The organism is Paenibacillus pasadenensis, from assembly GCF_023715725.1.
Lineage (GTDB): Bacteria > Bacillota > Bacilli > Paenibacillales > Paenibacillaceae > Paenibacillus_O > Paenibacillus_O pasadenensis_A.
Window position 1 is genome coordinate 289,598 of the sequence record NZ_JAMBOT010000004.1, and the last position, 20,397, is coordinate 309,994.

At 53.8% G+C, this 20,397-nt stretch carries 23 protein-coding genes; 12 read left to right on the plus strand and 11 right to left on the minus strand.

Features of this window, described 5'->3' with window-relative positions; translation table 11 throughout:
- Window positions 1–3 precede the first annotated feature (3 nt).
- From M3223_RS12720 to M3223_RS12730, 3 genes are all read left to right on the plus strand, one after another.
- The gene (locus M3223_RS12720) at window positions 4–1,197 is read left to right on the plus strand and encodes an MFS transporter (RefSeq protein ID WP_251561934.1); all 1,194 of its coding nucleotides are present in this window, start codon (window positions 4–6) and stop codon (window positions 1,195–1,197) included.
- 129 nt (window positions 1,198–1,326) lie between these two features.
- A complete protein-coding gene (locus tag M3223_RS12725) occupies window positions 1,327–1,470 on the plus strand; it encodes a YjcZ family sporulation protein (RefSeq protein WP_251561936.1) in 144 nt (47 codons plus the stop codon).
- 113 nt (window positions 1,471–1,583) lie between these two features.
- Window positions 1,584–1,958 (plus strand): toprim domain-containing protein, encoded by a 375-nt coding sequence (locus M3223_RS12730; RefSeq protein WP_251561938.1) that lies wholly within the window; start codon window positions 1,584–1,586, stop codon window positions 1,956–1,958.
- A 22-nt stretch (window positions 1,959–1,980) separates the two neighbouring features.
- Here the strand turns inward: M3223_RS12730 and M3223_RS12735 are convergent, their stop codons facing one another.
- The 4 genes from M3223_RS12735 to cyoE form a co-directional block, all read right to left on the minus strand.
- A complete protein-coding gene (locus M3223_RS12735; RefSeq protein ID WP_251561941.1) occupies window positions 1,981–4,338 on the minus strand; it encodes a bifunctional diguanylate cyclase/phosphodiesterase in 2,358 nt (785 codons plus the stop codon).
- Between the two features lie 124 nt (window positions 4,339–4,462).
- Window positions 4,463–5,395 (minus strand): AEC family transporter, encoded by a 933-nt coding sequence (locus M3223_RS12740; RefSeq protein WP_251561942.1) that lies wholly within the window; start codon window positions 5,393–5,395, stop codon window positions 4,463–4,465.
- A gap of 102 nt (window positions 5,396–5,497) precedes the next feature.
- On the minus strand, window positions 5,498–6,133 hold the full coding sequence (locus M3223_RS12745) for an SCO family protein (RefSeq protein ID WP_251561944.1): 636 nt from the start codon (window positions 6,131–6,133) through the stop codon (window positions 5,498–5,500).
- A gap of 157 nt (window positions 6,134–6,290) precedes the next feature.
- On the minus strand, window positions 6,291–7,193 hold the full coding sequence (gene cyoE, locus M3223_RS12750; protein WP_251561946.1) for a heme o synthase: 903 nt from the start codon (window positions 7,191–7,193) through the stop codon (window positions 6,291–6,293).
- A gap of 295 nt (window positions 7,194–7,488) precedes the next feature.
- Here cyoE and M3223_RS12755 point away from each other — a divergent pair, with 295 nt between their 5' ends.
- Both M3223_RS12755 and gerQ read left to right on the plus strand, forming a co-directional pair.
- Window positions 7,489–7,911 carry a cell wall hydrolase gene (locus tag M3223_RS12755; RefSeq protein ID WP_251561948.1) on the plus strand — a complete coding sequence of 141 codons (423 nt, stop codon included), beginning with the start codon at window positions 7,489–7,491 and terminating at the stop codon, window positions 7,909–7,911.
- Window positions 7,912–7,960: 49 nt separating this feature from the next.
- The gene (gene gerQ, locus M3223_RS12760; RefSeq protein ID WP_435368014.1) at window positions 7,961–8,431 is read left to right on the plus strand and encodes a spore coat protein GerQ; all 471 of its coding nucleotides are present in this window, start codon (window positions 7,961–7,963) and stop codon (window positions 8,429–8,431) included.
- Between the two features lie 12 nt (window positions 8,432–8,443).
- On the opposite strand, the gene M3223_RS12765 is transcribed toward gerQ, so the two are convergent.
- The gene (locus tag M3223_RS12765) at window positions 8,444–8,731 is read right to left on the minus strand and encodes a hypothetical protein (RefSeq protein ID WP_251561950.1); all 288 of its coding nucleotides are present in this window, start codon (window positions 8,729–8,731) and stop codon (window positions 8,444–8,446) included.
- Between the two features lie 161 nt (window positions 8,732–8,892).
- On the opposite strand from M3223_RS12765, the gene M3223_RS12770 reads away from it, so the two are divergent.
- On the plus strand, window positions 8,893–9,879 hold the full coding sequence (locus tag M3223_RS12770; RefSeq protein ID WP_251562312.1) for a metal-dependent hydrolase: 987 nt from the start codon (window positions 8,893–8,895) through the stop codon (window positions 9,877–9,879).
- A 161-nt stretch (window positions 9,880–10,040) separates the two neighbouring features.
- On the opposite strand, the gene M3223_RS12775 is transcribed toward M3223_RS12770, so the two are convergent.
- On the minus strand, window positions 10,041–10,262 hold the full coding sequence (locus M3223_RS12775) for an alpha/beta-type small acid-soluble spore protein (RefSeq protein ID WP_251561952.1): 222 nt from the start codon (window positions 10,260–10,262) through the stop codon (window positions 10,041–10,043).
- A gap of 133 nt (window positions 10,263–10,395) precedes the next feature.
- On the opposite strand from M3223_RS12775, the gene M3223_RS12780 reads away from it, so the two are divergent.
- Window positions 10,396–10,563 (plus strand): hypothetical protein, encoded by a 168-nt coding sequence (locus tag M3223_RS12780; protein ID WP_251561954.1) that lies wholly within the window; start codon window positions 10,396–10,398, stop codon window positions 10,561–10,563.
- Window positions 10,564–11,019: 456 nt separating this feature from the next.
- On the opposite strand, the gene trpS is transcribed toward M3223_RS12780, so the two are convergent.
- A complete protein-coding gene (gene trpS / locus M3223_RS12785) occupies window positions 11,020–12,003 on the minus strand; it encodes a tryptophan--tRNA ligase (protein ID WP_251562314.1) in 984 nt (327 codons plus the stop codon).
- A gap of 435 nt (window positions 12,004–12,438) precedes the next feature.
- Between trpS and M3223_RS12790 the strand changes: the two genes are divergently transcribed.
- From M3223_RS12790 to M3223_RS12800, 3 genes are read left to right on the plus strand one after another with little or no spacing between them, the layout of a single operon-like run.
- On the plus strand, window positions 12,439–13,443 hold the full coding sequence (locus M3223_RS12790) for a permease (RefSeq protein WP_251561956.1): 1,005 nt from the start codon (window positions 12,439–12,441) through the stop codon (window positions 13,441–13,443).
- An 11-nt stretch (window positions 13,444–13,454) separates the two neighbouring features.
- A complete protein-coding gene (locus M3223_RS12795) occupies window positions 13,455–13,877 on the plus strand; it encodes a DUF1980 domain-containing protein (RefSeq protein ID WP_251561958.1) in 423 nt (140 codons plus the stop codon).
- 55 nt (window positions 13,878–13,932) lie between these two features.
- Window positions 13,933–14,157, plus strand: coding sequence for an alpha/beta-type small acid-soluble spore protein (locus M3223_RS12800; RefSeq protein ID WP_251561960.1), 225 nt, complete (start codon window positions 13,933–13,935; stop codon window positions 14,155–14,157).
- A gap of 63 nt (window positions 14,158–14,220) precedes the next feature.
- On the opposite strand, the gene M3223_RS12805 is transcribed toward M3223_RS12800, so the two are convergent.
- The gene (locus M3223_RS12805) at window positions 14,221–14,637 is read right to left on the minus strand and encodes an O-methyltransferase (RefSeq protein ID WP_251561970.1); all 417 of its coding nucleotides are present in this window, start codon (window positions 14,635–14,637) and stop codon (window positions 14,221–14,223) included.
- Window positions 14,638–14,948: 311 nt separating this feature from the next.
- Here M3223_RS12805 and M3223_RS12810 point away from each other — a divergent pair, with 311 nt between their 5' ends.
- The gene (locus M3223_RS12810; protein ID WP_251561972.1) at window positions 14,949–16,205 is read left to right on the plus strand and encodes a methyl-accepting chemotaxis protein; all 1,257 of its coding nucleotides are present in this window, start codon (window positions 14,949–14,951) and stop codon (window positions 16,203–16,205) included.
- 113 nt (window positions 16,206–16,318) lie between these two features.
- Window positions 16,319–17,185 (plus strand): polysaccharide deacetylase family protein, encoded by an 867-nt coding sequence (locus M3223_RS12815; protein ID WP_251561974.1) that lies wholly within the window; start codon window positions 16,319–16,321, stop codon window positions 17,183–17,185.
- 50 nt (window positions 17,186–17,235) lie between these two features.
- Here M3223_RS12815 and M3223_RS12820 read toward each other — a convergent pair whose 3' ends face one another.
- The 3 genes from M3223_RS12820 to M3223_RS12830 all read right to left on the minus strand — a co-directional run bounded on the left by M3223_RS12820 (window position 17,236) and on the right by M3223_RS12830 (window position 20,234).
- Window positions 17,236–17,931, minus strand: a complete 696-nt coding sequence (locus M3223_RS12820; RefSeq protein ID WP_251561976.1) for a 3D domain-containing protein — start codon at window positions 17,929–17,931, stop codon at window positions 17,236–17,238.
- 322 nt (window positions 17,932–18,253) lie between these two features.
- Window positions 18,254–19,057: a CAP domain-containing protein gene (locus M3223_RS12825; RefSeq protein ID WP_251561979.1), complete on the minus strand. Its 804-nt coding sequence runs from the start codon at window positions 19,055–19,057 to the stop codon at window positions 18,254–18,256.
- Window positions 19,058–19,358: 301 nt separating this feature from the next.
- Complete coding sequence (locus M3223_RS12830) at window positions 19,359–20,234, minus strand: HNH endonuclease (protein WP_251561981.1); 876 nt, start codon at window positions 20,232–20,234, stop codon at window positions 19,359–19,361.
- Window positions 20,235–20,397: the final 163 nt, after the last annotated feature.

Here is a 20,397-nt window from a genome sequence, read left to right on the forward strand (position 1 = left end):
GCCGTGAAAACAGCCATCTGGCTGTACCTGTTTTTATTCGTGGCGTTTTTTGATCTGCATGCCCAGTACCCTATTCTGACGCCGTTTGCGGTGTCCTTGGGAGCGGCGCCGTCGTTTATCGGCCTGATGATGGGCCTATATTCCATCACGCATCTCCCGGGCAATCTGATCGCCGGATTTGGCATCGACCGTTTTGGCAGCCGAATCTTTATTGCGCTCAGCCTGTTTGGCGCCGGAATCATTTTGCTTCTGCAAGCCGGAGTCACCAACCCGTGGCAGCTGCTCGTGCTGCGCTCCATCAGCGGCTTTGTGCTGGCCTTTCTTTCCCCCGCGTGCAGCGCGCTGCTGGCGAGAATGGCGAGCAACGCGCTGCAGCAAGGAAAGCTTATGTCCGGCAGCGGTTTTGTGCACACGCTCGCCTCTGTTGTATCCCCGGCAGCGGGCGCGTTTCTCGTCGCCAATATCGGCTTTTCCAGCGCGTTTTATTTGCTGGGCTGGGTACTGATCGGAACGGCAATCTGCGCGGTCATTTTTGTTCGTGATCCAAAGTCTCAAGCTGCTGCCGGACCGGAATCGGCGTCAGCTGCCCATTCAACGGAACAGCCTGCTCCCGCTGCAAACAGCGAAACCGAGGAAGAAGAGAACCGAGGCTTCCCCTGGCTGCTCTATGCGCTGCCGATTGCGCTCAGCTGCTCCCAAGGCATTCTTTCTTTTGAGCTGCCTTTGATGGCAACCAATACGGAAGGCATGATGCGGACCGGACTGTTATTTTCCGTTGTCAGCCTTGGCGGCCTGATTACGCTCAGCATGCTGTTTCTGAACCGGACCCGCGCGTTAAGCCGGACGATGTGGGGCGCGTTCATGCTTGCGGCCGCCTATTACGGCATTGCGACGGAAGCTCCTCTGCCGCTTGTCTACTTGCTGCTCGGAGTCGGCATGGCCAAAGGAATTATTTTTCCGGCGCTGTCCACGCTGCTCATTGAACTAAGCCCGCGCTCCCGCTATGGGCGCACCTTCTCCCTGCTGTCGATTTCCTTCTCCATCGGCGCTTTTCTCGGTCCGCTCGTTGCCGGACACGTACGCGATTATGTGTCGCCGTATTTCATCTCGTTCATTGTGCTGATGATTGCCGCAGCGATACTGCCCTTTTACGGAGGCAAAAGAGACTCCTCGTCCGCAGCCGCCCAATTCCGCTAAATCTGGGTGAATGCACAGGGCGCATGCCATCCGGGTACATATACTGCACCATGTCTGACGGCAAGGCGGCCAATTGCGGCGGTTCCTTACCGAATGACCCCAACAAGCTGCAAAGGGGTGACTAATGAGATGAATTATGTCAAAGGTCTTGCAGGTGCGAACTACGGACCCGAATGCGGATTAGGCAATGTAGGCGGCGTTTGGACTTCCACGGGAGCGATCCTGGTTCTGTTCATTCTGCTCGTCATCATCATCAGCAGCTTCTGCTTCTAAAAGATCACCAGCAAGAGCACCCGCTCTCATACAACTGCACTTAAAGGCTCGCATTTTTGCGGGCCTTCTTTTTTTGGTTATACTTATTTTACGAACCGGAAAGGAGCTCCGTTATGAGAAGCGTCATTATCGTCGAGGGCAAAAACGACCGCAGCCGCCTGCGCAAGGTGCTCCGCGAAGAGGTTAATATTTTGTGCACCTACGGCACGCCGGGAACAGCCCAGCTGGAGATGCTCCGCAAGCAGGCGGGAGACAGCCAGGTGTTTATTTTTACGGACAATGACTCTTCCGGCAAACGCATCCGCGGCATCCTTCGCGACCAATTCCCGGATGCGGAGCATATCTATACGCGGCGCGGTTATCCCGGCGTGGAGAAGACGCCGCCGGAATATTTGCTGGAGCAGCTGCAAAAGGCCGGCTTCGAGGAAGAATTAATCTTCCCGGAAGCCGGCCCTGATCCCCGCTGGAGCAAAGAGGACGGTTTGTAGAGTCTTATCAACTAACCAGGAGCTACGCCCCGTTCATCGCCAAATTGCTGCCGCTCTGCATGCTGTTATGCAGCACCTGCTCCGTCTGATACGCAGGCTGCGGCTTGAAGAACAGATACCCTTGAATTTCATCGCAATCATGCTCCTTGAGGAAGCCGAGCTGGCTTTCTGTCTCTACTCCCTCCGCTACGACGGACAAGCATAAACGCCGGGCAATGAGCAGCATAGCGTGTATGATGGCTTCGTCTCTTTCATCCATGCCGATTCCGCTGACAAAGGAGCGGTCGATTTTGATCCGGCTCACAGGCAGACTCTTTAAATAGCTGAGCGAGGAGTGCTGCGTGCCAAAATCGTCGATGGAAAGCAGTATGCCCATATCCCGCAGCTGCTCCAGCGTGCCGAGATTTTCATTTTTCATCGCCATGTTCTCGGTAATTTCAAGCTCCAGGTAACAAGGGTCCAGGCCCGTTTGCTCCAGCACGCTTCGCACGGTGCCGACGAGATCGGGAGCTGCAAACTGGCGGGCCGACAAATTCACCGCAATTCTCAGCTTTGGACAGCCCGCATCCTGCCACGCTTTATTCTGAGCGCAGGCGGTGCGGAGCACCCACTCTCCAATTTCTACGATCAGACCCGATTCCTCCGCAAGCGGAATGAATTGCTGCGGCGATACCGGCCCCAGCTTAGGATGTTTCCAGCGCAGCAGCGCCTCCAGACCGGACAGCTCGCCCGTAGCCGCCTCGATCTGCGGCTGATAATAGAGTTCAAATTCTCCGCGCTCCAGCGCCTTGCGAAGGCCGCTGCGCAGCTCCAGCAGCTCCGCCGCCTCCGGCGTCTCCTTGCCGTCGAACCATTTGTAGTGGTTCTTTCCTTCCTCTTTGGCCTTATACATCGCAGAATCCGCATGAAGCGCCAGTGCGGTGGCGTCCTCCCCATGATCCGGATAAAGGGCGATGCCAATGCTGGTCGTCATGTAATATTCCGTACCGCGAATGAAAAACGGCATCCGGAAGCGCTCGACAACGGCCGCCGCCAGCTGCTCCGCATCTTCCCGGTCCGTCACCCACGGCACAATAACCGTAAACTCGTCGCCGCCAATCCGGAAATAAGCCGGTTCGTCCTCTGGAACTGGCCCCTGCTCCGCATTTAAACGCCCGGTCAGCCTTCTGGCCGACTCCCGCAGCAGCTCGTCACCCCAGCCATGGCCAAACGTATCATTGACCAGCTTGAACTGGTCCAGATCAAGATACAGAAGCGCGATGCGCGACTCGGACTGGGCAGCGGAGGTAATCGAATTTTTCAAATGCAAATTGAAACAGGACCGGTTGTACAGCCCGGTGAGCGGATCATGATAGGCCAAGAAACGCAGCTCGCGCTCCTTGCGCTCCAGCATCCGGTTCTGCTCCCTCAGCTCCTCCTCAATGGCCAGCAGCTCCTCATTGGACGCCTCAATTTCTTCATTGGCTTCCTGCAGCTCACGGGTGCGGCGGGAAACCTTCTCTTCCAGCTTCGTTCTGCCTGTCAGCTGAATATAGAGCAGGAATAGCACGAGTCCCATACAAATCAGACTGATTAGCCGGACTAATAATAGCTTCAACGAAATCGCCCGGTGTTTCTCCGGCTTAATCGCTCCGGCAAGCTCCCAGTTGCCGTCCGGCACATTTACGATCTCGTTCAGCTCCTGCTGCTGAAACAGCTTCTCATCGCCGAGCAGCACGTGACCATTGAGCCTTAAAGCAACATCAAACAGATCGCTCTCAAACTCCTTCGAAATTCCGGACAGCAAATCCGGCAAATCAATCACAACGGAGACAAACCCCCAGAACTTCCCGTCGATATATACCGACTGCCTGGTGACGATTCCGCTTCCGCCCTGCAGGAGATTAACCGGTCCAAGCATCGTAATCTTCCGCTGCTCCTTCGTCCGCAGCGCGTTCTCCCGAACCTCAGAGCGTTTGTCCTTAAACAGGTCGTTGCCAAGCACACCCTCATTGCCTTTATAAGGATAGATAAAGCCGGCGACCCCGCCCGGATAAAGCGAAAGATTGCGGACATCCGGCAAAGCCGGCACAAAATGGGCGGCGAATTCATTGAACCTCTGGGAATTCACCACGCCGCTGTCGCGCACCTCGCTTGTAACAAAGGCGGCGAGGCTTTCGGACAGCAGCAGCCGGCGCTCCACACCGAGCCTTAGCTCATTGGACTTGGAAGCCAGCTGCAGCGATGCGTCTTCGTAAGCCTCATTCATCAACTGCTGCTTATATAAAGACGTCGTCCATCCAATCAGCAGCGATAGCAGTATAAAAACGCAAACCAGCAGTGACCATAGTGCCAGCTTGTCCTTGCGATAAGCGATAAAACGATAAAATGCCGTTCTCATTTATCCGGACTCCCTCCGGGCTCCGCGCCGCACTGCGGGCAGGCACAAATCATGATGTACTTACCATTATCGGCAGCAACTGCCAGCGATCTAATAATGGACGCACATATTTTTTGAAGGAAGCTTAAATGCCGAGCAGCGCAATAACGGCCGTTACCGTAACAATGCTGAGGACGGTGGACAGCAGCACGGTCTGGGATGAAAATTCCGGCTCGTTGTCGAATTCAACGGCAAGCAGCACGCTGCTGAGCGAGGTTGGCACGGCGGAGCTGACAATGAGCGCTTTAGCCGCTAGCCCGTCAATGCCGAGCATCCATACCGTCAGCGCGGCAAGGGCTGGTCCGGCAATCAGACGAAGCGACAGCGAAAGAACGAGATCGAGCTGTCTTTTGCCGCCCAAGCCCCCTTCCCGTTTCATGCTGCCGAGCTGTACGCCTAACGTCAGCAGCGCCGTTCCGATAAAAGCGTTAGCGACGTAATCGAGAGGCGTAGACAGGTACACCGGAATCGGCATAGCAGCCCAGTTAAGCGCAAAAGCAAGCGGAATGACATAAATGACCGGCTGGGAAACAATCTGGCGGCGGATCCCGGCAATGCTCGTTTTATGGGCATTAACGCTGTAAATTCCATACGTGTTCGGCAGCAGCGACTGCATCATCATTACCAGCACCTGGATCGAGAGCGTGAACGGATTCGCGGCAAAAGCAAGCTGGTTTAGCGGTATGCCATAATTAGCGCTATTGTAAAAAAGCACGCTGTTGCGCATCGCCGCACGCATTCCTCCTTCATAACCGCGAAGCCGCACGACCAGCTCGAGCAGCGCGTATTGAAGCGCCATGAACACGCCAAAAAACAGCAGCACCTGTCCGATAAGGGCCACCGGAATATCTGTCGTATAAAGCAGTTTAAAAATGACTGCCGGTGAAAACAAATAAAAGTTCAGCTTAGACAGCGTCCGGATATCCAGCTCAAAAATCCGCTGTAAAACAACGCCGATGATAATCATGATGCACAATGGAATGATGTTGTTCAGCAAGATTGAACCTAATAATGCCATTTAAAAGGCACCTCCTTGAGCGGTTAACGCAGCTGGATGGAATGAAAAAAGCCGGCGATCCCCCGTCTCCCGGCAGGGGGACGGCGGCGCAGGCCAGCATGCTTAGTCCAATGCTTTTACCGTTTCAACGATGGAAGCGGCAATTTCATCCGGCGTTTTTTTGGTGTCCATGCCGCCGGTTATGTATTTGCGGATATTGCCTTTTTTGTCTACAACGGTAATCACGTCATTATGGCTGTAGTTGTTATTCTCGTCTTTAATCAGCATCAGCCCGTAGTCCTTCACCAGCTTCTCGGAAGCGGCGGCGTTCGGATTGCGCAGGAACTTCCAGCCGGTCGTATCGGCTTGGAACTTGGTGGCAAACGCCTGGATTTTTTCCGGCGTGTCGCGTTCGGGATCAAACGAAACGGAAAGGATTTCGGCTTTAGTGCCGAACAGCTTTTCTTCCTTCAGCTTGTCCTGTACCTTGGACAGAATGAACGTGGTTGCCGGGCAAACGTCCGGGCAGCTTGCCCAATAGAAATAGATCAGGCGCACCTTGCCGTTGGACTCCTCAAGGCTGACCTGTTTGCCGTCCTCGTGAGCGTTCTGAAGCGTAAAATGCGGTGCCGGCTTGTCGATGGGCAAGTTGACGCTGCTGCTGTTTTCTTGAAGGTTAACGTATAACAGATATAATCCCATAAGGGCGCACAAGGCAAATAGAGCAATTTTGAACGCATGTTTGCGAACAAATGACATCGGTATTCTCTCCTTTATTCCATAATTCGTCATGTAAGCGCAAGCAAGCTTGCGCAAACATGAACCCGCTGCTTAGCGGACAGCGGGGATAACCATACATGCACTTATGATTCTTGAAAATGAAAAGCCTGTCCGGCGCAGCCGAACAGGCTCCGGATCAAGGGAACAGGCTCGTAATCCAGGCCGATGCGTCCGCGTCGCGGCGCGTATCGGCAATCATGAGCAGAAACACAACGAGCAAATAATTCACAGAGATGAGAAAGTTCACTTTAGCCCACTTCTCTGTTTTTTCCTCCGACTTGGCGCTCATGCCGGTAAGCGTATGTGCAAACCAGACAAGAGTAAGAATGCCGCTGATCCACAGAAACCACTGCCCCGTGTAACCATACGTGTACATCAGAATGACGGTCGGAATGAGCAGCAGCACGTACGGAATCATTTGCAGCTTCGTGCGTTTAATTCCTTTCACGACCGGAAGCAACGGGTAACCTGCAGCGCGGTACTCCTCGACACGCCGGATGGCCAGCGACCAGAAGTGAGCCGGCTGCCACAGAAACAACAGCGCAAACAGTATCCAAGCGCCGATATCTACCGTCCCCGTCACCGCGCAATAACCAATAACCGGAGGCATCGCGCCGGATATGCCGCCAATCGAGGTGCTCCAGGTGGAGCTGCGTTTCAGCCAGATCGTGTAGATGACGATATAGACGAACCAGCCAAGCAGGCCGAGCCAGCCAGCTAAGGAATGGACCATTCCGAACAACAGCCCTAGTCCGGCAGCGCCAAGCACAAGGCCATAAATCAATACAAAACGCGGGGACAAACGTCCCGTCGGCAGGGCGCGGTTTTTGGTCCGTTCCATGCGCGTATCGAGCTCGCGGTCCCAGTAATTATTAACAACGCAGGCCGAAGCCATCGTTAGACAGCTTCCCAGCAGCATCCAAAACAGCAGCAGCCAGTCAATGCTCCACTGGGATGCTACCCAAAATCCGCCAAAAGCTGCAAAAGCGTTCATCCGAACGATTCCCGGCTTGGTAAGTGCAATCAGGTCTTTCAGCACAGTCGTGCGCCTCCTGTTTTTGGAGCAGCAAAAGCGCATCGCAGCGCTAAGAGCTTCAATAGTCAACGGTACTAATGATACCGAAAATAAAACGTGGTGACAACGCAGCGGCTCAGTTGTTCATCAATTCGACATGTCCGCGTCCAAGATTTCGACTTTTTTTCATCGGAACCGCTTGTTCGGAAGGCACACCAGCCAATGAGCCGCATAGATTAGAGATGTGGTCAGGAGCCCAGGCGGGAGGGTATCCGGCTAGTTGTTGCCAGACCCCCGCAGGAGGAGCGTGATTCCAGAGATGGCGGTTATCAAAACGAACTCGGAAAACACCAAGCTGCTTGCCCGTTTGTTAAGGGCTGAAGCGGAGGGCGAAGGCGACCTCGGCATGTTAATGGTCGGCAATGTCGGAGTAAATCGGATTCGTTCCAATTGCCTCGACTTCAAAAATATCCGGTCCATACCTGATATGGTGTATCAAAGTCCGGGCGGATATGAAGCAGTTCAGAAAAGCTATTTTTATCAGAAGGCGCGCGACCGGGAAATCCGGCTTGCCGAACGTGTCATAAACGGCGAACGCCAGCATCCGGCCAGCAACGCATTATGGTTTTTTCGCCCTTCCGGCAGCTGCCCCGGCACCTGGTACAACCAGGCCAATACGGGCCGCTACAAAGCGCATTGCTTCTTCGCCCCGACGGCGTCTGACTGTCCAAAAGTGTACTAACCGGCAAAACATTAACAGCCATTAATATCAGAGAGAGCGGGGAATTACCATGTCCAATACTTATGATTACCGTATGTACGCTCAACAACAAGCTGCGGCCGCAAATGCCTATCCCGGAATGCCTATGCATTATATGTATGGCGGCGGCATGATGAACGCTGCTCAGACGACGATGCCCCCAGCCGTTCCGAGCGGCGCAGTTGTCACTCCCCAAGGCGGCACGGTCCAAACGCTGCCCGCTACCGAAGAATCTTATATTGAAAATATTCTTCGTCTAAACCGCGGCAAAATGGCCACGTTTTACATGACGTACGAAAACAACAAAGAGTGGAACGCTAAAATTTTCCGCGGCGTAATCGAAGCTGCCGGCCGGGATCACATCATTATTAGCGATCCCGCTACAGGAATGCGCTACCTGCTGCTTACGCTTAATCTCGATTACGTGACCTTCGACGGCCCGATCAACTATGAATATCCGTTCCAAGGCCAGCTGATTACGAACACAACTCCGGCTATGTAACGTCTAAGCTGGCTAAAGCGCCGGTTTGAAGGTCCAGGCGTGGATACGGCCCGGCTCGCCAGCTGTCCAATCGCCGATCGGCTTCCATGCAGAGCGTCCGTCCAGACGCTCTTCTTGGCGCGCCGCCGCTTCTTCTTCGGAATCCGCTGGCCAAATTTCCACGTACAAGCCAGGCTGATCCGTTCCTTGAAACAGCTGCACTTCCGGATGCTGCAGCTGAAGCTCGCGAAGCAAGCTGCTGTACTCGGCAAGATGTTCTTCTTTTATTTTGTATTCCACCATCAACGCATACCGAGACATTTCTACCCCCTCCTAACTCGTCACTTTTCCGCTGTGCGAATACACATTTCCTTATCCTAGCATTTGCTGCGAAAAGTGTCCAAGCCCCTTCAGGATAGCCCCCGTTCTCAAAGGGAATGCTACCGTCATAAAAACTCGACAAGTTAAGGGAGGGAACTCCGCTGGATACTGGCACACATCTCGTATTCGGCTTTGGCTTAGCCGGTCTCGCAACGGTCGATCCGGCCGTAGCCGCAAGCCCCGCGCTGTTCGGCGCCGTTATGGCCGGTACGATTATCGGTTCTCAAGCCCCGGATTTAGACGGGCTCCTAAGGCTGAAGAGCAATGCTCTTTATATACGCAATCATCGGGGAGCCTCCCATTCCCTGCCGGCTGTTGCGGCATGGACCGTCATTATAACAGCCGCTATCGCTTGGGCCTGGCAAGGCTCGATTCCCTGGACTCATCTGGGCTTTTGGGTGCTGCTTGCCGTTTCTATCCACGTTTTCAGCGATTGTTTTAACACTTACGGCACACAGGCGGCCCGGCCGATTTCATCCAAATGGATTTCGTGGAATATCATCCACATCTTCGACCCTTTCCTGTTTGCAAGCCATGTGGCGGCGCTTCTGCTCTGGGCGTTTGAAGCTGCTGCGCCGCAGGTTATATTTCCGGTCCTTTACTCGTTTATCGTTCTTTATTATGTGTGGCGGACGCTGGAGCACAGAAGAACAGCCCGGTCGCTGCGGGAGCTGGACGAATCGGCGGCAGACGGCGAGCAGTATATTTTAATTCCTACACTGACGTACCGCGTCTGGAATGTCGTCAAAAAAATGAAGGACGGAGCATTCCGCATCGGCGACCTCCGCCGGGGAAAGCTGACCTGGAGCAATATCGCCCGCTGCCAGGAGCATCCCGCCATTGATCAATCCAAATTCGACGCCTCCGTTAAAGCATTCCTCTACTTCACCTCCTTTTCTTGTTCCGAGGTTACGGAGCATACCTGGGGTTATGAGGTGAGATGGTTTGACGTCAGATACCGCCATCGCAAGCAATACCCCTTTGTCGCCGTTGTCGTAATGGACCGGGATTACGTTACGCTGGGCTCCTATGTTGGATGGCTGAGCGACGAACGGCTGCAAAAAAGACTTCGAATGAACACTTATTGACTCCGTACAACGGTTGACCGGCAAGGCCCCCTTGCCTCACAATAAAGGGGGTCTTTTTTTGCGGCTTTATGTACGTTGAATCAGCAAAAAGCCCAAGGTTTCCCTTGGGCTTTCCTGTCTGCGGCGCCAATTAAGGCGCCGCGACCATCTTGTATCTAAGCTTAGCGTTGAGTTCCGGACAGTTGTTGCTCGGCGATTTGCACCAGTTTCTTGGTGATGTAGCCGCCCAGGGAACCTGCATCGCGAGTAGCTACGTTTCCGTAGTAGCCGTCAGCAGGGATTTGAACGCCCAGGCTTTGTGCCGCTTCGAATTTCATTTGCTCCAGAGCTTGTTTTGCGCCTGGTACGAGTACTCTGTTGCTTCCGCTGTTGTTGCTTGCCATTGTGATTTGCTCCTTTCGAAGTTCGCACTGTGTTGTGTGTTGCAAGCTTGCAAAGTTATTATGTTCCGAACGCAAAGTTCTATTCTACGCGATTCAAATTTTTTTCAAATTCATTTCGGGAGGCGCCCGCCTTATGTCCAAGCCCCTTGCTTTGATCTATTCTCTGCTGTCTATAGCTCTTATGACCGCCACCGCAATCTCCATCAGCTACAATGCCTGGCTCGCGCTTGGACTCGGTGTCGTCACGTTTGGTTTTATCGGATTAGGCTTTGCTCTTAAGTCGCGTTTGAAGCGCGGATAGAAAAAGGGGCAGGGCAAGAAGTCACGCGATGTGACTTCTTGCCCTGCCCCTGTTCAATCTGTAGAGCGAGATAGAATTTTTAGACCCGTAAGGTCGTTTGACGCCCTTACGGGAACTGGTTCTCGCCTGCTTTTGCTCCGTAAGGTCGTTTGACGCCCTTACGGAGGCGGGTTCTCGCTTTTTCATGCTCCGTAAGGTCGTTTGACGCCCTTACGGGGGCTGGTTCTCGCTTTTTTATGCTCCGTAAGGTCGTTTGACGCCCTTACGGGAGCTGGTTCTCGCCTGCTTATGCTCCGTAAGGTCGTTTGACGTCCTTACGGAGGCGGGTTCTCGCTTTTTTATGCTCCGTAAGGTCGTTTGACGCCCTTACGGGGGCGGGTTCTCGCTTTTTCATGCTCCGTGAGGTCGTTCCACGCCCTTAAGAGAACCCACCTACGGCTTTCCGCGCATAACCCGTTAACGTTTCAAGAAGCCCATCCGTTCTCTTACTCCTTCAACGACGAGCTCTGCCGTCTCCGAAGCTTTGGCGGCTCCTTCGCGCAGCACTTCCTCCAGCATACCGGAGCTGCGGATTTCATGGTAGCGCTGCTGCATCGGCTCAAGCTGAGCAACGACCTGCTCCGCCAGCTCTTTTTTGAACGATCCGTAGCCTTGGCCTTCATACTTCGCTTCAACTTCCTGCAGCGACAATCCTGACATTTGGGCATAGATGCCCATCAGGTTGCTTACTTCCGGCTTGCCGGCCGGATCGTATTTGACCTCGCGGCCGGAATCGGTCGTAGCCCGGCTGATTTTTTTGCGGATAACATCCGGCGGGTCAAGCAGTGCGATATAACTGCCAGCGTTCGGGTTGCTCTTGCTCATTTTTTTGGACGCGTCGTCGAGCGACATGATCCTAGCCCCGATTTCAGGGAAATAAGGCTGCGGTACGGTGAAAAAATCACCGTAACGGCTGTTGAAACGCCCAGCCAAGTCGCGGGTCAGCTCCAGATGCTGCTTCTGATCGTCGCCAACCGGCACAAGATCCGCGTTATAGGCAAGAATATCGGCAGCCATCAACGACGGGTATACAAAAAGGCCTGCGCCTACCGAATCTTTACCGGCTGCCTTGTCTTTGAACTGTGTCATGCGCTCCAGCTCGCCCATTGAAGTCAGCGTAGTCATCAACCAGCCCAGCTCGGCGTGGGCGCGCACATGCGACTGCATATACACAGCCGAACGTTTCGGATCGATGCCCGCCGCCAGATACAGCGCCGCAACCGATTGGGACTGCTCCCGCAAAGCGGCGGGATCTTGAGGAACGGTTATGGCATGCAGATCAACAACCATGAAGAAACATTCATGCGTTTCCTGCAGGCTGACAAAGTTTTTGATTGCTCCAATATAGTTGCCAAGCGTAAGCTGCCCGCTCGGCTGAATGCCGGACAATACTTTTTTCATTGCGTTCACCATGCCCTTTCTTCTTCCATGTTACTGGCAAACCTCGATATAGACGCAAAAAAGGCCTCCCGCCGCAAGGGACGAGAGACCGTGGTGCCACCCTAATTCACCGGGTAACGCTCAGAGGGAGCGGACCGGCCTTAGAATCCGTTAACGGGGATCATTCGGGGCGAATCCGCCCGGCTCCAGAGTCCATTCCGCGTCTGCTCATTTCGCCGGCTTCACAGCTGCCGCCGGCTCTCTGGGAAATGGCTTTGTGACGCGTACTCCATTCTGTTCAATGCCTTTAGCCCGATTATAGCTTTCACCACAAAATTGTCAAGGGAACCGGGCGGCAGCCTTCATTCTAGAATTTCTCCTTCTCGAATACATTTCTTTAAAGCCCGTTACGGGCGAATTTAGGCTGGACAAGCCAGTGGAAGGGCTGAAATTCAATTGCGCAAATCGCTGCTGCCGCTGCTTACAGCTGCCTCCGCTCTTGGCGCTGCATTAGCTGCCGGGCTCATTATTCGCCGAGATGCCGCCGGAATGGCGCTAACGGATATTACACGCTTCAGTTCCGTTTTTATAAGCATCCTGCTTGAAGCGCTGCCCTTTGTCCTGCTTGGCGTCGCGCTTTCGGCTTTTTTGCAGGTATTCGTTTCGGACCGTCTCATCCGCCGCCTCATGCCGCGCCATCCTCTGCTTGCCGTTACGGCGGCGGGACTGCTTGGCGTCATCTTTCCTGTATGCGAATGCGGCATGATTCCCGTCGTCAGACGGCTCATTCGTAAAGGAATGCCGGCGTATGGGGGCATCGTCTATATTCTGGCCGGCCCCGTCGTCAACCCGGTCGTATTCGCCGCGACATGGACCGCATTTAACGATACGCCACAGATGGCTTTTGCTCGGGTCGGACTCGCCTTTGCCGTAGCAGCAATTACGGGCTTGATGCTGTGGAAGCTGCTGAAGAGCAATCCGCTCAAGGCGGATCTGGCCTCGCTTTACGCCGGTCTTCCCGAAGCTTCCTCCAATAACGCTTCCCTTTCGGGCGGTAAAATGCGCTCGGCCGTTCTGCATGCCTCCGACGAGTTGTTCGATATGGGCAAATATTTGGTTATTGGCGCCGCGCTCGCCGCTCTGTTTCAAACCGCAGTGAGCCGGGAATGGCTGGAGGCGCTTGGCAGCAACCAGCTTCTATCCCATCTTTTTTTAATGGGGCTCGCTTTTCTGATGTCCCTCTGCTCAACATCGGATGCGTTTGTTGCCGCTTCATTTAGCGGCAGCTTTGAGAACGGGGCGCTGCTTGCCTTTCTCGTCTTCGGACCTATGATCGATCTCAAAAGCGCGCTGCTGCTGTTTGCCAGCTTCCGCACACGGGTCGTGCTCGGAATAATTGGATTAACCGCCGTGCTCGTGCTGACCGGCTCCTGGCTGCTTGAAGCGTTCTATCTTCCTTAGGAGGTGAGCATATGCGCTTAGCTACTGTTTCCCCTGCCTTTCACCATGCAGCAAAAGCATCGGTGCTTGGCGTGCTGGGAGCATCGCTGATTGCCCTGGCGAAGAGCGGCTCGCTTCCGCTTTATGTCGACGCCTCTCTGTATTTCCCCGTCAAGCTGTCCGCTGTTATGCTGCTTGCGCTAGCATTCAGCCAACTGCTTGCAGCACTGCGCGCCAGGCGCAGCGGCTCAGCCGATGCCGGATGCGATTGCGGAGGACATGCGCCTCCAGCCAGTCCGCTTAAGGCATTTTGCCTCTATTTCCTGTTTCTGCTCCCCGTATTTCTAGGGCTTATTTCGAACGTTTCCGGCTTGTCTGAAGGGGAGGCTCACCAGCATGGCGCCATGCCTGCCGAAGGAAAAGAACAGCATTCAAAAATCCTTTTGCCAAAATGAGTATAGAATGGAAATGAATAAGCATACTACCTCCTAACAAGAGGAGGTGAGACATATGGCAGGATCTCGCAACAACAGACTGGTCGTCCCGGGTTGCCAAGCCGCTCTCGAGCAAATGAAGTACGAAGCCGCTCAAGCACTGGGCATTCAAATTCCTCAAGACGGCTACTACGGCAACATGGCGACTCGCGATGCTGGCTCTCTGGGCGGATACATAACAAAACGCCTGGTTGAAATTGCGGAGCAACAGCTTTCCGGAGGCGCAGCGCGCATGCGCTAAGCCCCAAAAAAACAGCCTTTGTCCATTGCGGACAAAGGCTGTTTTTTTGGGAACATACCCGGATTACTCTTCCGAAACGGTCCGGTCCCATATGGACGGATGTTTCGGCTCGTAGCGGAAGTGGGAGCTGGCCATATTATAATTTGATTCACAAGCCATACTGGCGGACCAGCTGGATGCAGACCCTTGGCGAACGGAAAAATCATACAAAATTTCGCCATGCGTCCAATTCGATTTGTGCTTAAGCGCGTCAACGGCCATTTGCCTGAATTCCTTCACCTGATCGGCGCTCAATCCTTTAGGGGAGGGAGATGAGGACTTGAGCTCGATCGGATTATGCCGGATTCCGTATTTGCCAACCGTGTTGTTGCGGATATGAATGAGTACCGTACCTGCGGGAGCATGGGTGAGTTCGGGTTCAAGCTGGCGAAAAACAAAGTCCACCTGACGGGCTAAAGGCGAATAGCTGCTGCTTGTCATAATTTCACCTCCATTCATATGCTTTGAATAAATACCTGACATGCTGAGGAATATCACAGCTGTAGCGACATTATAGGACAAGCGTTTTCCATCATCAACTAAAAATTTACAAAATATGATAATATTTTACCGTAATACGGGCATTTAGACTCATTTACCTCTCGAATCCAATGGAAAAATCCGATCTTCAGAACTAGATCATTCCCCCTATATCTGTTTCCCCGGTCTACATTTTCTCCTAAAGAATGCCGATTACAATATCAGATATGGTTTCATTCGCCCACTATATGCAGCGATAGGAGTCGATAATCATGAACTGGTATCATGCTCTGTCCATCAAAAACAAAGTGCGTGTCGGAATTTTCGCTTCGCTGGCTGCATCCTCCATCTTTTTTCTTATTCTGAGCCTTATTGCCGGCTCGCCGCTCTGGCCGATTGCTGTGGTCGTCATCATCGGCGCTGCCGTCTCCCTGCCACTCTCCTCCGTTGTTGAGAAATCGCTTACAAGCTCTATGGAGGATATGACCCTTGTCGCTTACCGGATTGCTAAAGGCGACTTCACTCAGCGCGTAGACGCCTCTAACTCCTCGCTGGGACAGCTTGCCCATTCCTTCAACAGCATGATTGACAAGCTGCGCGAGATTTTGGGCGATACGTCCCGGATCAGCCGGCTCGTTAACGAAACGAGCACAGGCATTTACGAGAAGAACAACGGGGTCAAAAGCGTAATGGAGCAGGTAGCCACTTCCGCAGGCGAGCTTGCTACCGGCGCCAATGAGATTTCCGAGGAAGTCGGCGACATGAGCGAGTCGATCCGCCAGATTGAAGCGAAGGTAGCCTCCTATGCGGAATCCAGCCGGCTGATGAACGAGCGGTCTGAAGTTGCCCTGCAGCTCGTCCAGCGCGGTCAGCAATCGGTGGAAACGCAAGCGGACGGCACACGGCGCACGGCTGAAGCTGCCGCACATGTCTCCTCCGCTATTGAACGCCTGTCCGAAGCGGCCAGCGGAATCTCTGCCATCACCCGCACGATATCCGATCTTGCGGAGCAGACGAACCTGCTGTCCCTCAACGCCTCAATCGAAGCGGCCCGTGCCGGCGAGCATGGCAAAGGGTTTGCCGTCGTCGCCCAGGAGGTTCGCAAGCTGGCTGAGGAGTCTACCGCCTCGACCAAGGAAGTGTTCGGCCTTGTAAAAGGCATCGAGCAGGGCGTCAAGGACGCCACTGCCAATATGATCATCAATGAAAAAGCGGTTGAGCTGCAGGCGGAAATGCTGCGCGAGACCGAAGCGGTATTCAGCGAGATTGTAACCAGCATGCAATTCATTTCCGAGCAAATTCAGCTTTTTGCCAGTGAAAGCGAGAGCATGCTGGACAATGCGCGGACGATTTCTTCGGCAATCGGGAATATTTCCGCAATTACGCAGCAATCGGCTGCAGGCACCGAGCAGGTAGCATCCTCGATGAACGGGCAAATTGTCTCCATTCAATCCATCGTGGAAGAAACCGCGCGGATGCAGCAGATGGCGTCCCAGCTTCAACGCACGATTCAAATTTTCAAGTTTTAATGATACTTAGCGCTTCAAGGAATGGACATCGCCCGCACTGGGAATAGCTAACCGGCAAGCCTCTTTCATTCGCCGAGGGCCTAATCGCTCAAACCCAGCTAGGAGGTGAGGCGGTGCACTTCTTCTTGAAGCGTTGCAGCCGGTTACCGGAATGGCTTCAACCGTCGGCAAGCCTCCTTGCGGCGGCTTTGCTTGCTCTGCTGCTGGTTATAATTCCGCAACAGGCTTCAGCCCAGCCAATTGCTGGATCTGACCAGGAGCACTCATCCGAGACTGCCGCCACCTTGCGTCCTGGCAAACGTCTCGTGTCATGGATTACGCTCACCCGCAATTTTCCCGGCGCGTTTGCTACCCACGGGCCTGCCACTTCCAGGCGGGTGGCGCTCACCTTTGACGATGTGCCGGATAACGATTATACGCCTAAGGTGCTGGATATTCTGGCACGCGAAAAAGTAAAGGCAACCTTTTTTATCGTCGGGGAGCGCGCGCTTAAACATCCCGATATGGTGCAACGCATCGTGGCAGAGGGACATGCCGTAGGCAATCATTCCTACGACCATACCTCCTATGCCAGCCTTTCCATGAGCGAATTTAAGGATCAAGTGGAGCGGACCAACAAGCTGCTGCACAGCCAGCTTGGCTTCACTCCACGCTTCATCCGGCCTCCATACGGGGAGATTCTCCCGGAGCAGCTCCTGTGGACCCAAAGCCGGGGATATTATGTCGTCAATTGGAATGTGGACACCGAGGACTGGAAGGGACTCGGACCGGATCAGATTCTCCGCAATGTACGGCGGACTCTCGGCCCCGGGAGCATCATTCTTCAGCATGCCGGCGGAGGCATCGGCGAGGATTTAAGCGGAACGGTAAAAGCTCTGCCGCGGCTGATTCAGCTGCTTAAACAGAAAAATTATGAGCTGGTCACCGTCCCAGAGCTGTTAGGCAAACCGGAAGAGCTGGAGAGCATTCGGCTTTATTAAAAGAAAAAGCAGCCCGAACTCCTTTACGGGGAGACCGGGCTGCTTTTGATTTATGCTTTCAGAACGTGAACTTTTACCCACTGATAACCGAACTTTTTGGCTTGAGCCGTCGTGCCGGGAACGAACAGATCGACCCGGTCGCCTTTGATGGCTCCGCCGACATCGGATGCAGTCGCAATCATGCCACCTGTCGGAAGTCCATTATAATCGTAGCCTGTAATGTAAAGCTTCGTGCCGAGGGGGATCTTTTTAGGATCAACAGCGACGGTTCCGACCTTCAGCGGATTGCCGAAGTAATCTACTGCGCCCCATTTGCCGTTTTCCGAAGCGGCAGACGTATAAGCGCTGGCTTTAACGTTAAGCTCGCGGCTTACCTGATAGGTCTTTCCGGATGCTACGACATGTTTCGCGCCGTCATCCTTCTTGAGCAGCTTAGGGGTTGTGTTCAATGACGCAGCCTTCACCTTGCTTTCGGCTTTTGCGCTGACGGGAGGCTTTTTGGCGCTGCCCGGAATCGAAAGCTTGAGGCCAACATAAATGTTCGTCGGCTCAACATGCTGGTTGAGTTCAATCAGTCTTTCAAGGGACACGTCGAAGGTACGCGACAGCTCCCAGAATGTATCGCCGGATTTGGCGTTGTAATCATAAGCGGCGAATGCCGGAGCAGGTGCGGCAAAAATGGCGATGCCGGCAAGAGCGGCGGCTGCGGTTTTCACAATGTTAAAAAGCTTTGTTTTAAGTTGCATCAGATTGGTCCTCCTGGGTCGGTTCGCAGCATTCAGCGATGCAGCGTGATTTGGGTTGGATCTCCGAACGAAACCTACGGGTGTCAGAATAACACAGCATCCAACCCAATTGACCAACCAAAAAAAACCAGATTTCAATTATGAAAAGCTCTCATTTTTGTGATAATTGGGGCAATCTCAGGCTCCGCAAGGGATAACCGCCTTCTCAGGCAGAGAGATCAGGAACTCAATGAAAAATTTCTAATCCAAGCTTATAAGGCGGAATTCGGGAAAATAAAAGGCTTGCCGGCACATGCCGGCAAGCCTTTACGGTATAAGTGCATTAACCTTTAAACATTTGAACCCATACGCCATTGTAATAAGCAACGCCGATTTTGGTGTAATTGCCATTCATGATGTTCGCTCTGTGACCCGGGCTGTTCATCCAGTCGTTCATTACTTGCTCAGCTGTACGCTGGCCTTTAGCGATATTTTCACCGGCATAGTTGTAGCTCACGCCAAAGGATTTCATCATATCAAACGGAGATCCGTAGGTTGGCGAGTTATGGTCAAAATAATTATTGTCGTACATATCTTTAGCTTTAACGTCGGCAACTTTAGCCAGCTCAGCATCGCTGGACAGCGCTCCTAAACCTTGCTTCGCGCGCTCCTGGTTCACCAGGCTGACAACTTGCTGCTCAAAATCCCCGATTGGGGCAGTCGTCGGCTGCGGAGTTGTCGTTGGTTTGGCTGTCGGCGATGGAGTAACGGTAGGTTTTGCCGTCGGTGCCGGCGTTGTTGTCGGTTTTGCCGTTGGCGATGGCGTTACAGTCGGTTTGGCTGTTGGCGCTGGCGTTGTCGTCGGTTTTGCCGTTGGCGATGGCTTCGGAGAAGCCGACGGGCCTGGCGTCGGTTTTGGCAGCGGTTTGAAAATGATCAAGCCGGACCAGTTAAATCCGCCGTTCTGCTGCAGCTTGCTCAGAAGCTCGTCCAGGTTAATTCCGTATGCGCTATATAATTGCTGCAATGTAACGGACGTTTTTTCCGTTTTGGCTTCTGCCGCACTTGCGGTTCCAGCTGCCGTAACTCCGGAAAAAGCTACGCTCGCTGCAAGTGCAGCTGTGACTACCAGACGTTTTTTATTCAAGATGAATCCTCCCCTATTTTGTTCCCCCGCTTGGCGGAGAAGCATGTTGGTGTGGCATCCGTTTACCGGACAGGGCTATAGTAGCACGGCTGCGGAGCGGAAATGGTTGTGATTTATTGGAAACGCGTTCATTCCGTACAAAAATGAGAATTCCTTGCTCCGTTAACGCCAGTCCCGGCGCGGGTTATAGAGAATCTCCGAATGGAGGATGAGAAATCTCTCATCCCATGCAAAAAGACCGCGAATCGCCTCTACAAGGCTAATATCGCGGTCTTGAAATCGTATCTTTCGATACTGATGTTTATAAATAATCCGGTAAAGTATCCGCCTTTTTGAGATTGCAGGCGGAGCAGGCGCATACACAGTTCGCCGGTGTGCTGAGACCGCCCTTAGACTTCGGAAATACATGATCAATCGTATCTCCGAAACGTCCGCAATAGTGGCAGACATAGTTGTCCCGCTGCAAAATCAACAGCCGGAAGTCGCTCTTCGTGTACAGCTTATGGATGAGCCGCGGGTGCAAAATTCCTGCCGCTCCCTCTTGCACCATTCTCACCGCAATGTCGCGGTCAATCTCGGTATGCCAGCGCTTGCCGCTTTCACGGCGGCCGCGCAGCTGAATCATGCCGGTTCCCCGGTCATTAAGCACTGACGGGTCATATGAGAATGCTCCTTTAAACGGCTTGATCGGCTTAAAAGGAAGCCTCGTTCCCGGAGTATGGGAATGTCCCGCTACGACGGCTTTGCGGGTTTTACGGCGGCGGCGGCGCTTACGCTTGCGCTTGGATTGGCCCGCATCTTCCTGGCTCCCGCCGTCGGTATCCAATACGGCTGAACTCAGTTCGCTTAAGGACGGCTTGTCCGAATGCAGCGGATCGAGCGCCAGCGTTACTGGCGCAGAATGCGCGGCCGGTCTCGCGGCTGCCGCCGGGCGGAATTCCGCTGGCGGTCCAGGCTGCTCGCCTGCGGTCTGGAGCGCTGCAGCAGGACGGGCAGCCGCGCGCCGCGAAGCTGCCGGGGACGGCTGAACGAAGGCTGCTTCCTCGCTTCCGGTATCTCTCTTTCTGCGGCGCTGGCACGCTCGGCAGGTCCCTCTGCGCCCTTTGCGGCCGGTTCGCTTGGGGAACGCCCCCTCTGGTTTGTCGCGGCCGCATACGGCGCATTGTTTGGTATCCATGAATGAGTACGCTCCGTTCGCCGAATGTTCTCTCCAAAGCATACCATAAACGGGGCCCTTCTTTAAATATGCCGCTGTTTCCGGGCATGTTCGCGAAAGAGGCAGTCTTTGCAACCCCTATATATTTGTTTATGAAATTCTTTGGAATCCTCTTCCACAAAAA

Bases quoted from the DNA above. Each gene is read 5' to 3' on its own strand.
- M3223_RS12775 (WP_251561952.1), bottom strand. From the start codon at position 10,262: ATGGCAAGCAACAACAGCGGAAGCAACAGAGTACTCGTACCAGGCGCA.
- M3223_RS12765 (WP_251561950.1), bottom strand. From the start codon at position 8,731: ATGTCTCGGTATGCGTTGATGGTGGAATACAAAATAAAAGAAGAACAT.
- M3223_RS12830 (WP_251561981.1), bottom strand. From the start codon at position 20,234: ATGGATACCAAACAATGCGCCGTATGCGGCCGCGACAAACCAGAGGGG.
- M3223_RS12730 (WP_251561938.1), top strand. From the start codon at position 1,584: ATGAGAAGCGTCATTATCGTCGAGGGCAAAAACGACCGCAGCCGCCTG.
- M3223_RS12745 (WP_251561944.1), bottom strand. From the start codon at position 6,133: ATGTCATTTGTTCGCAAACATGCGTTCAAAATTGCTCTATTTGCCTTG.
- M3223_RS12800 (WP_251561960.1), top strand. From the start codon at position 13,933: ATGGCAGGATCTCGCAACAACAGACTGGTCGTCCCGGGTTGCCAAGCC.
- M3223_RS12810 (WP_251561972.1), top strand. From the start codon at position 14,949: ATGAACTGGTATCATGCTCTGTCCATCAAAAACAAAGTGCGTGTCGGA.
- M3223_RS12755 (WP_251561948.1), top strand. From the start codon at position 7,489: ATGGCGGTTATCAAAACGAACTCGGAAAACACCAAGCTGCTTGCCCGT.
- M3223_RS12805 (WP_251561970.1), bottom strand. From the start codon at position 14,637: ATGACAAGCAGCAGCTATTCGCCTTTAGCCCGTCAGGTGGACTTTGTT.
- gerQ (WP_435368014.1), top strand. From the start codon at position 7,961: ATGTCCAATACTTATGATTACCGTATGTACGCTCAACAACAAGCTGCG.
- M3223_RS12780 (WP_251561954.1), top strand. From the start codon at position 10,396: ATGTCCAAGCCCCTTGCTTTGATCTATTCTCTGCTGTCTATAGCTCTT.
- M3223_RS12795 (WP_251561958.1), top strand. From the start codon at position 13,455: ATGCGCTTAGCTACTGTTTCCCCTGCCTTTCACCATGCAGCAAAAGCA.
- M3223_RS12725 (WP_251561936.1), top strand. From the start codon at position 1,327: ATGAATTATGTCAAAGGTCTTGCAGGTGCGAACTACGGACCCGAATGC.
- M3223_RS12740 (WP_251561942.1), bottom strand. From the start codon at position 5,395: ATGGCATTATTAGGTTCAATCTTGCTGAACAACATCATTCCATTGTGC.
- M3223_RS12820 (WP_251561976.1), bottom strand. From the start codon at position 17,931: ATGCAACTTAAAACAAAGCTTTTTAACATTGTGAAAACCGCAGCCGCC.
- M3223_RS12735 (WP_251561941.1), bottom strand. From the start codon at position 4,338: ATGAGAACGGCATTTTATCGTTTTATCGCTTATCGCAAGGACAAGCTG.
- trpS (WP_251562314.1), bottom strand. From the start codon at position 12,003: ATGAAAAAAGTATTGTCCGGCATTCAGCCGAGCGGGCAGCTTACGCTT.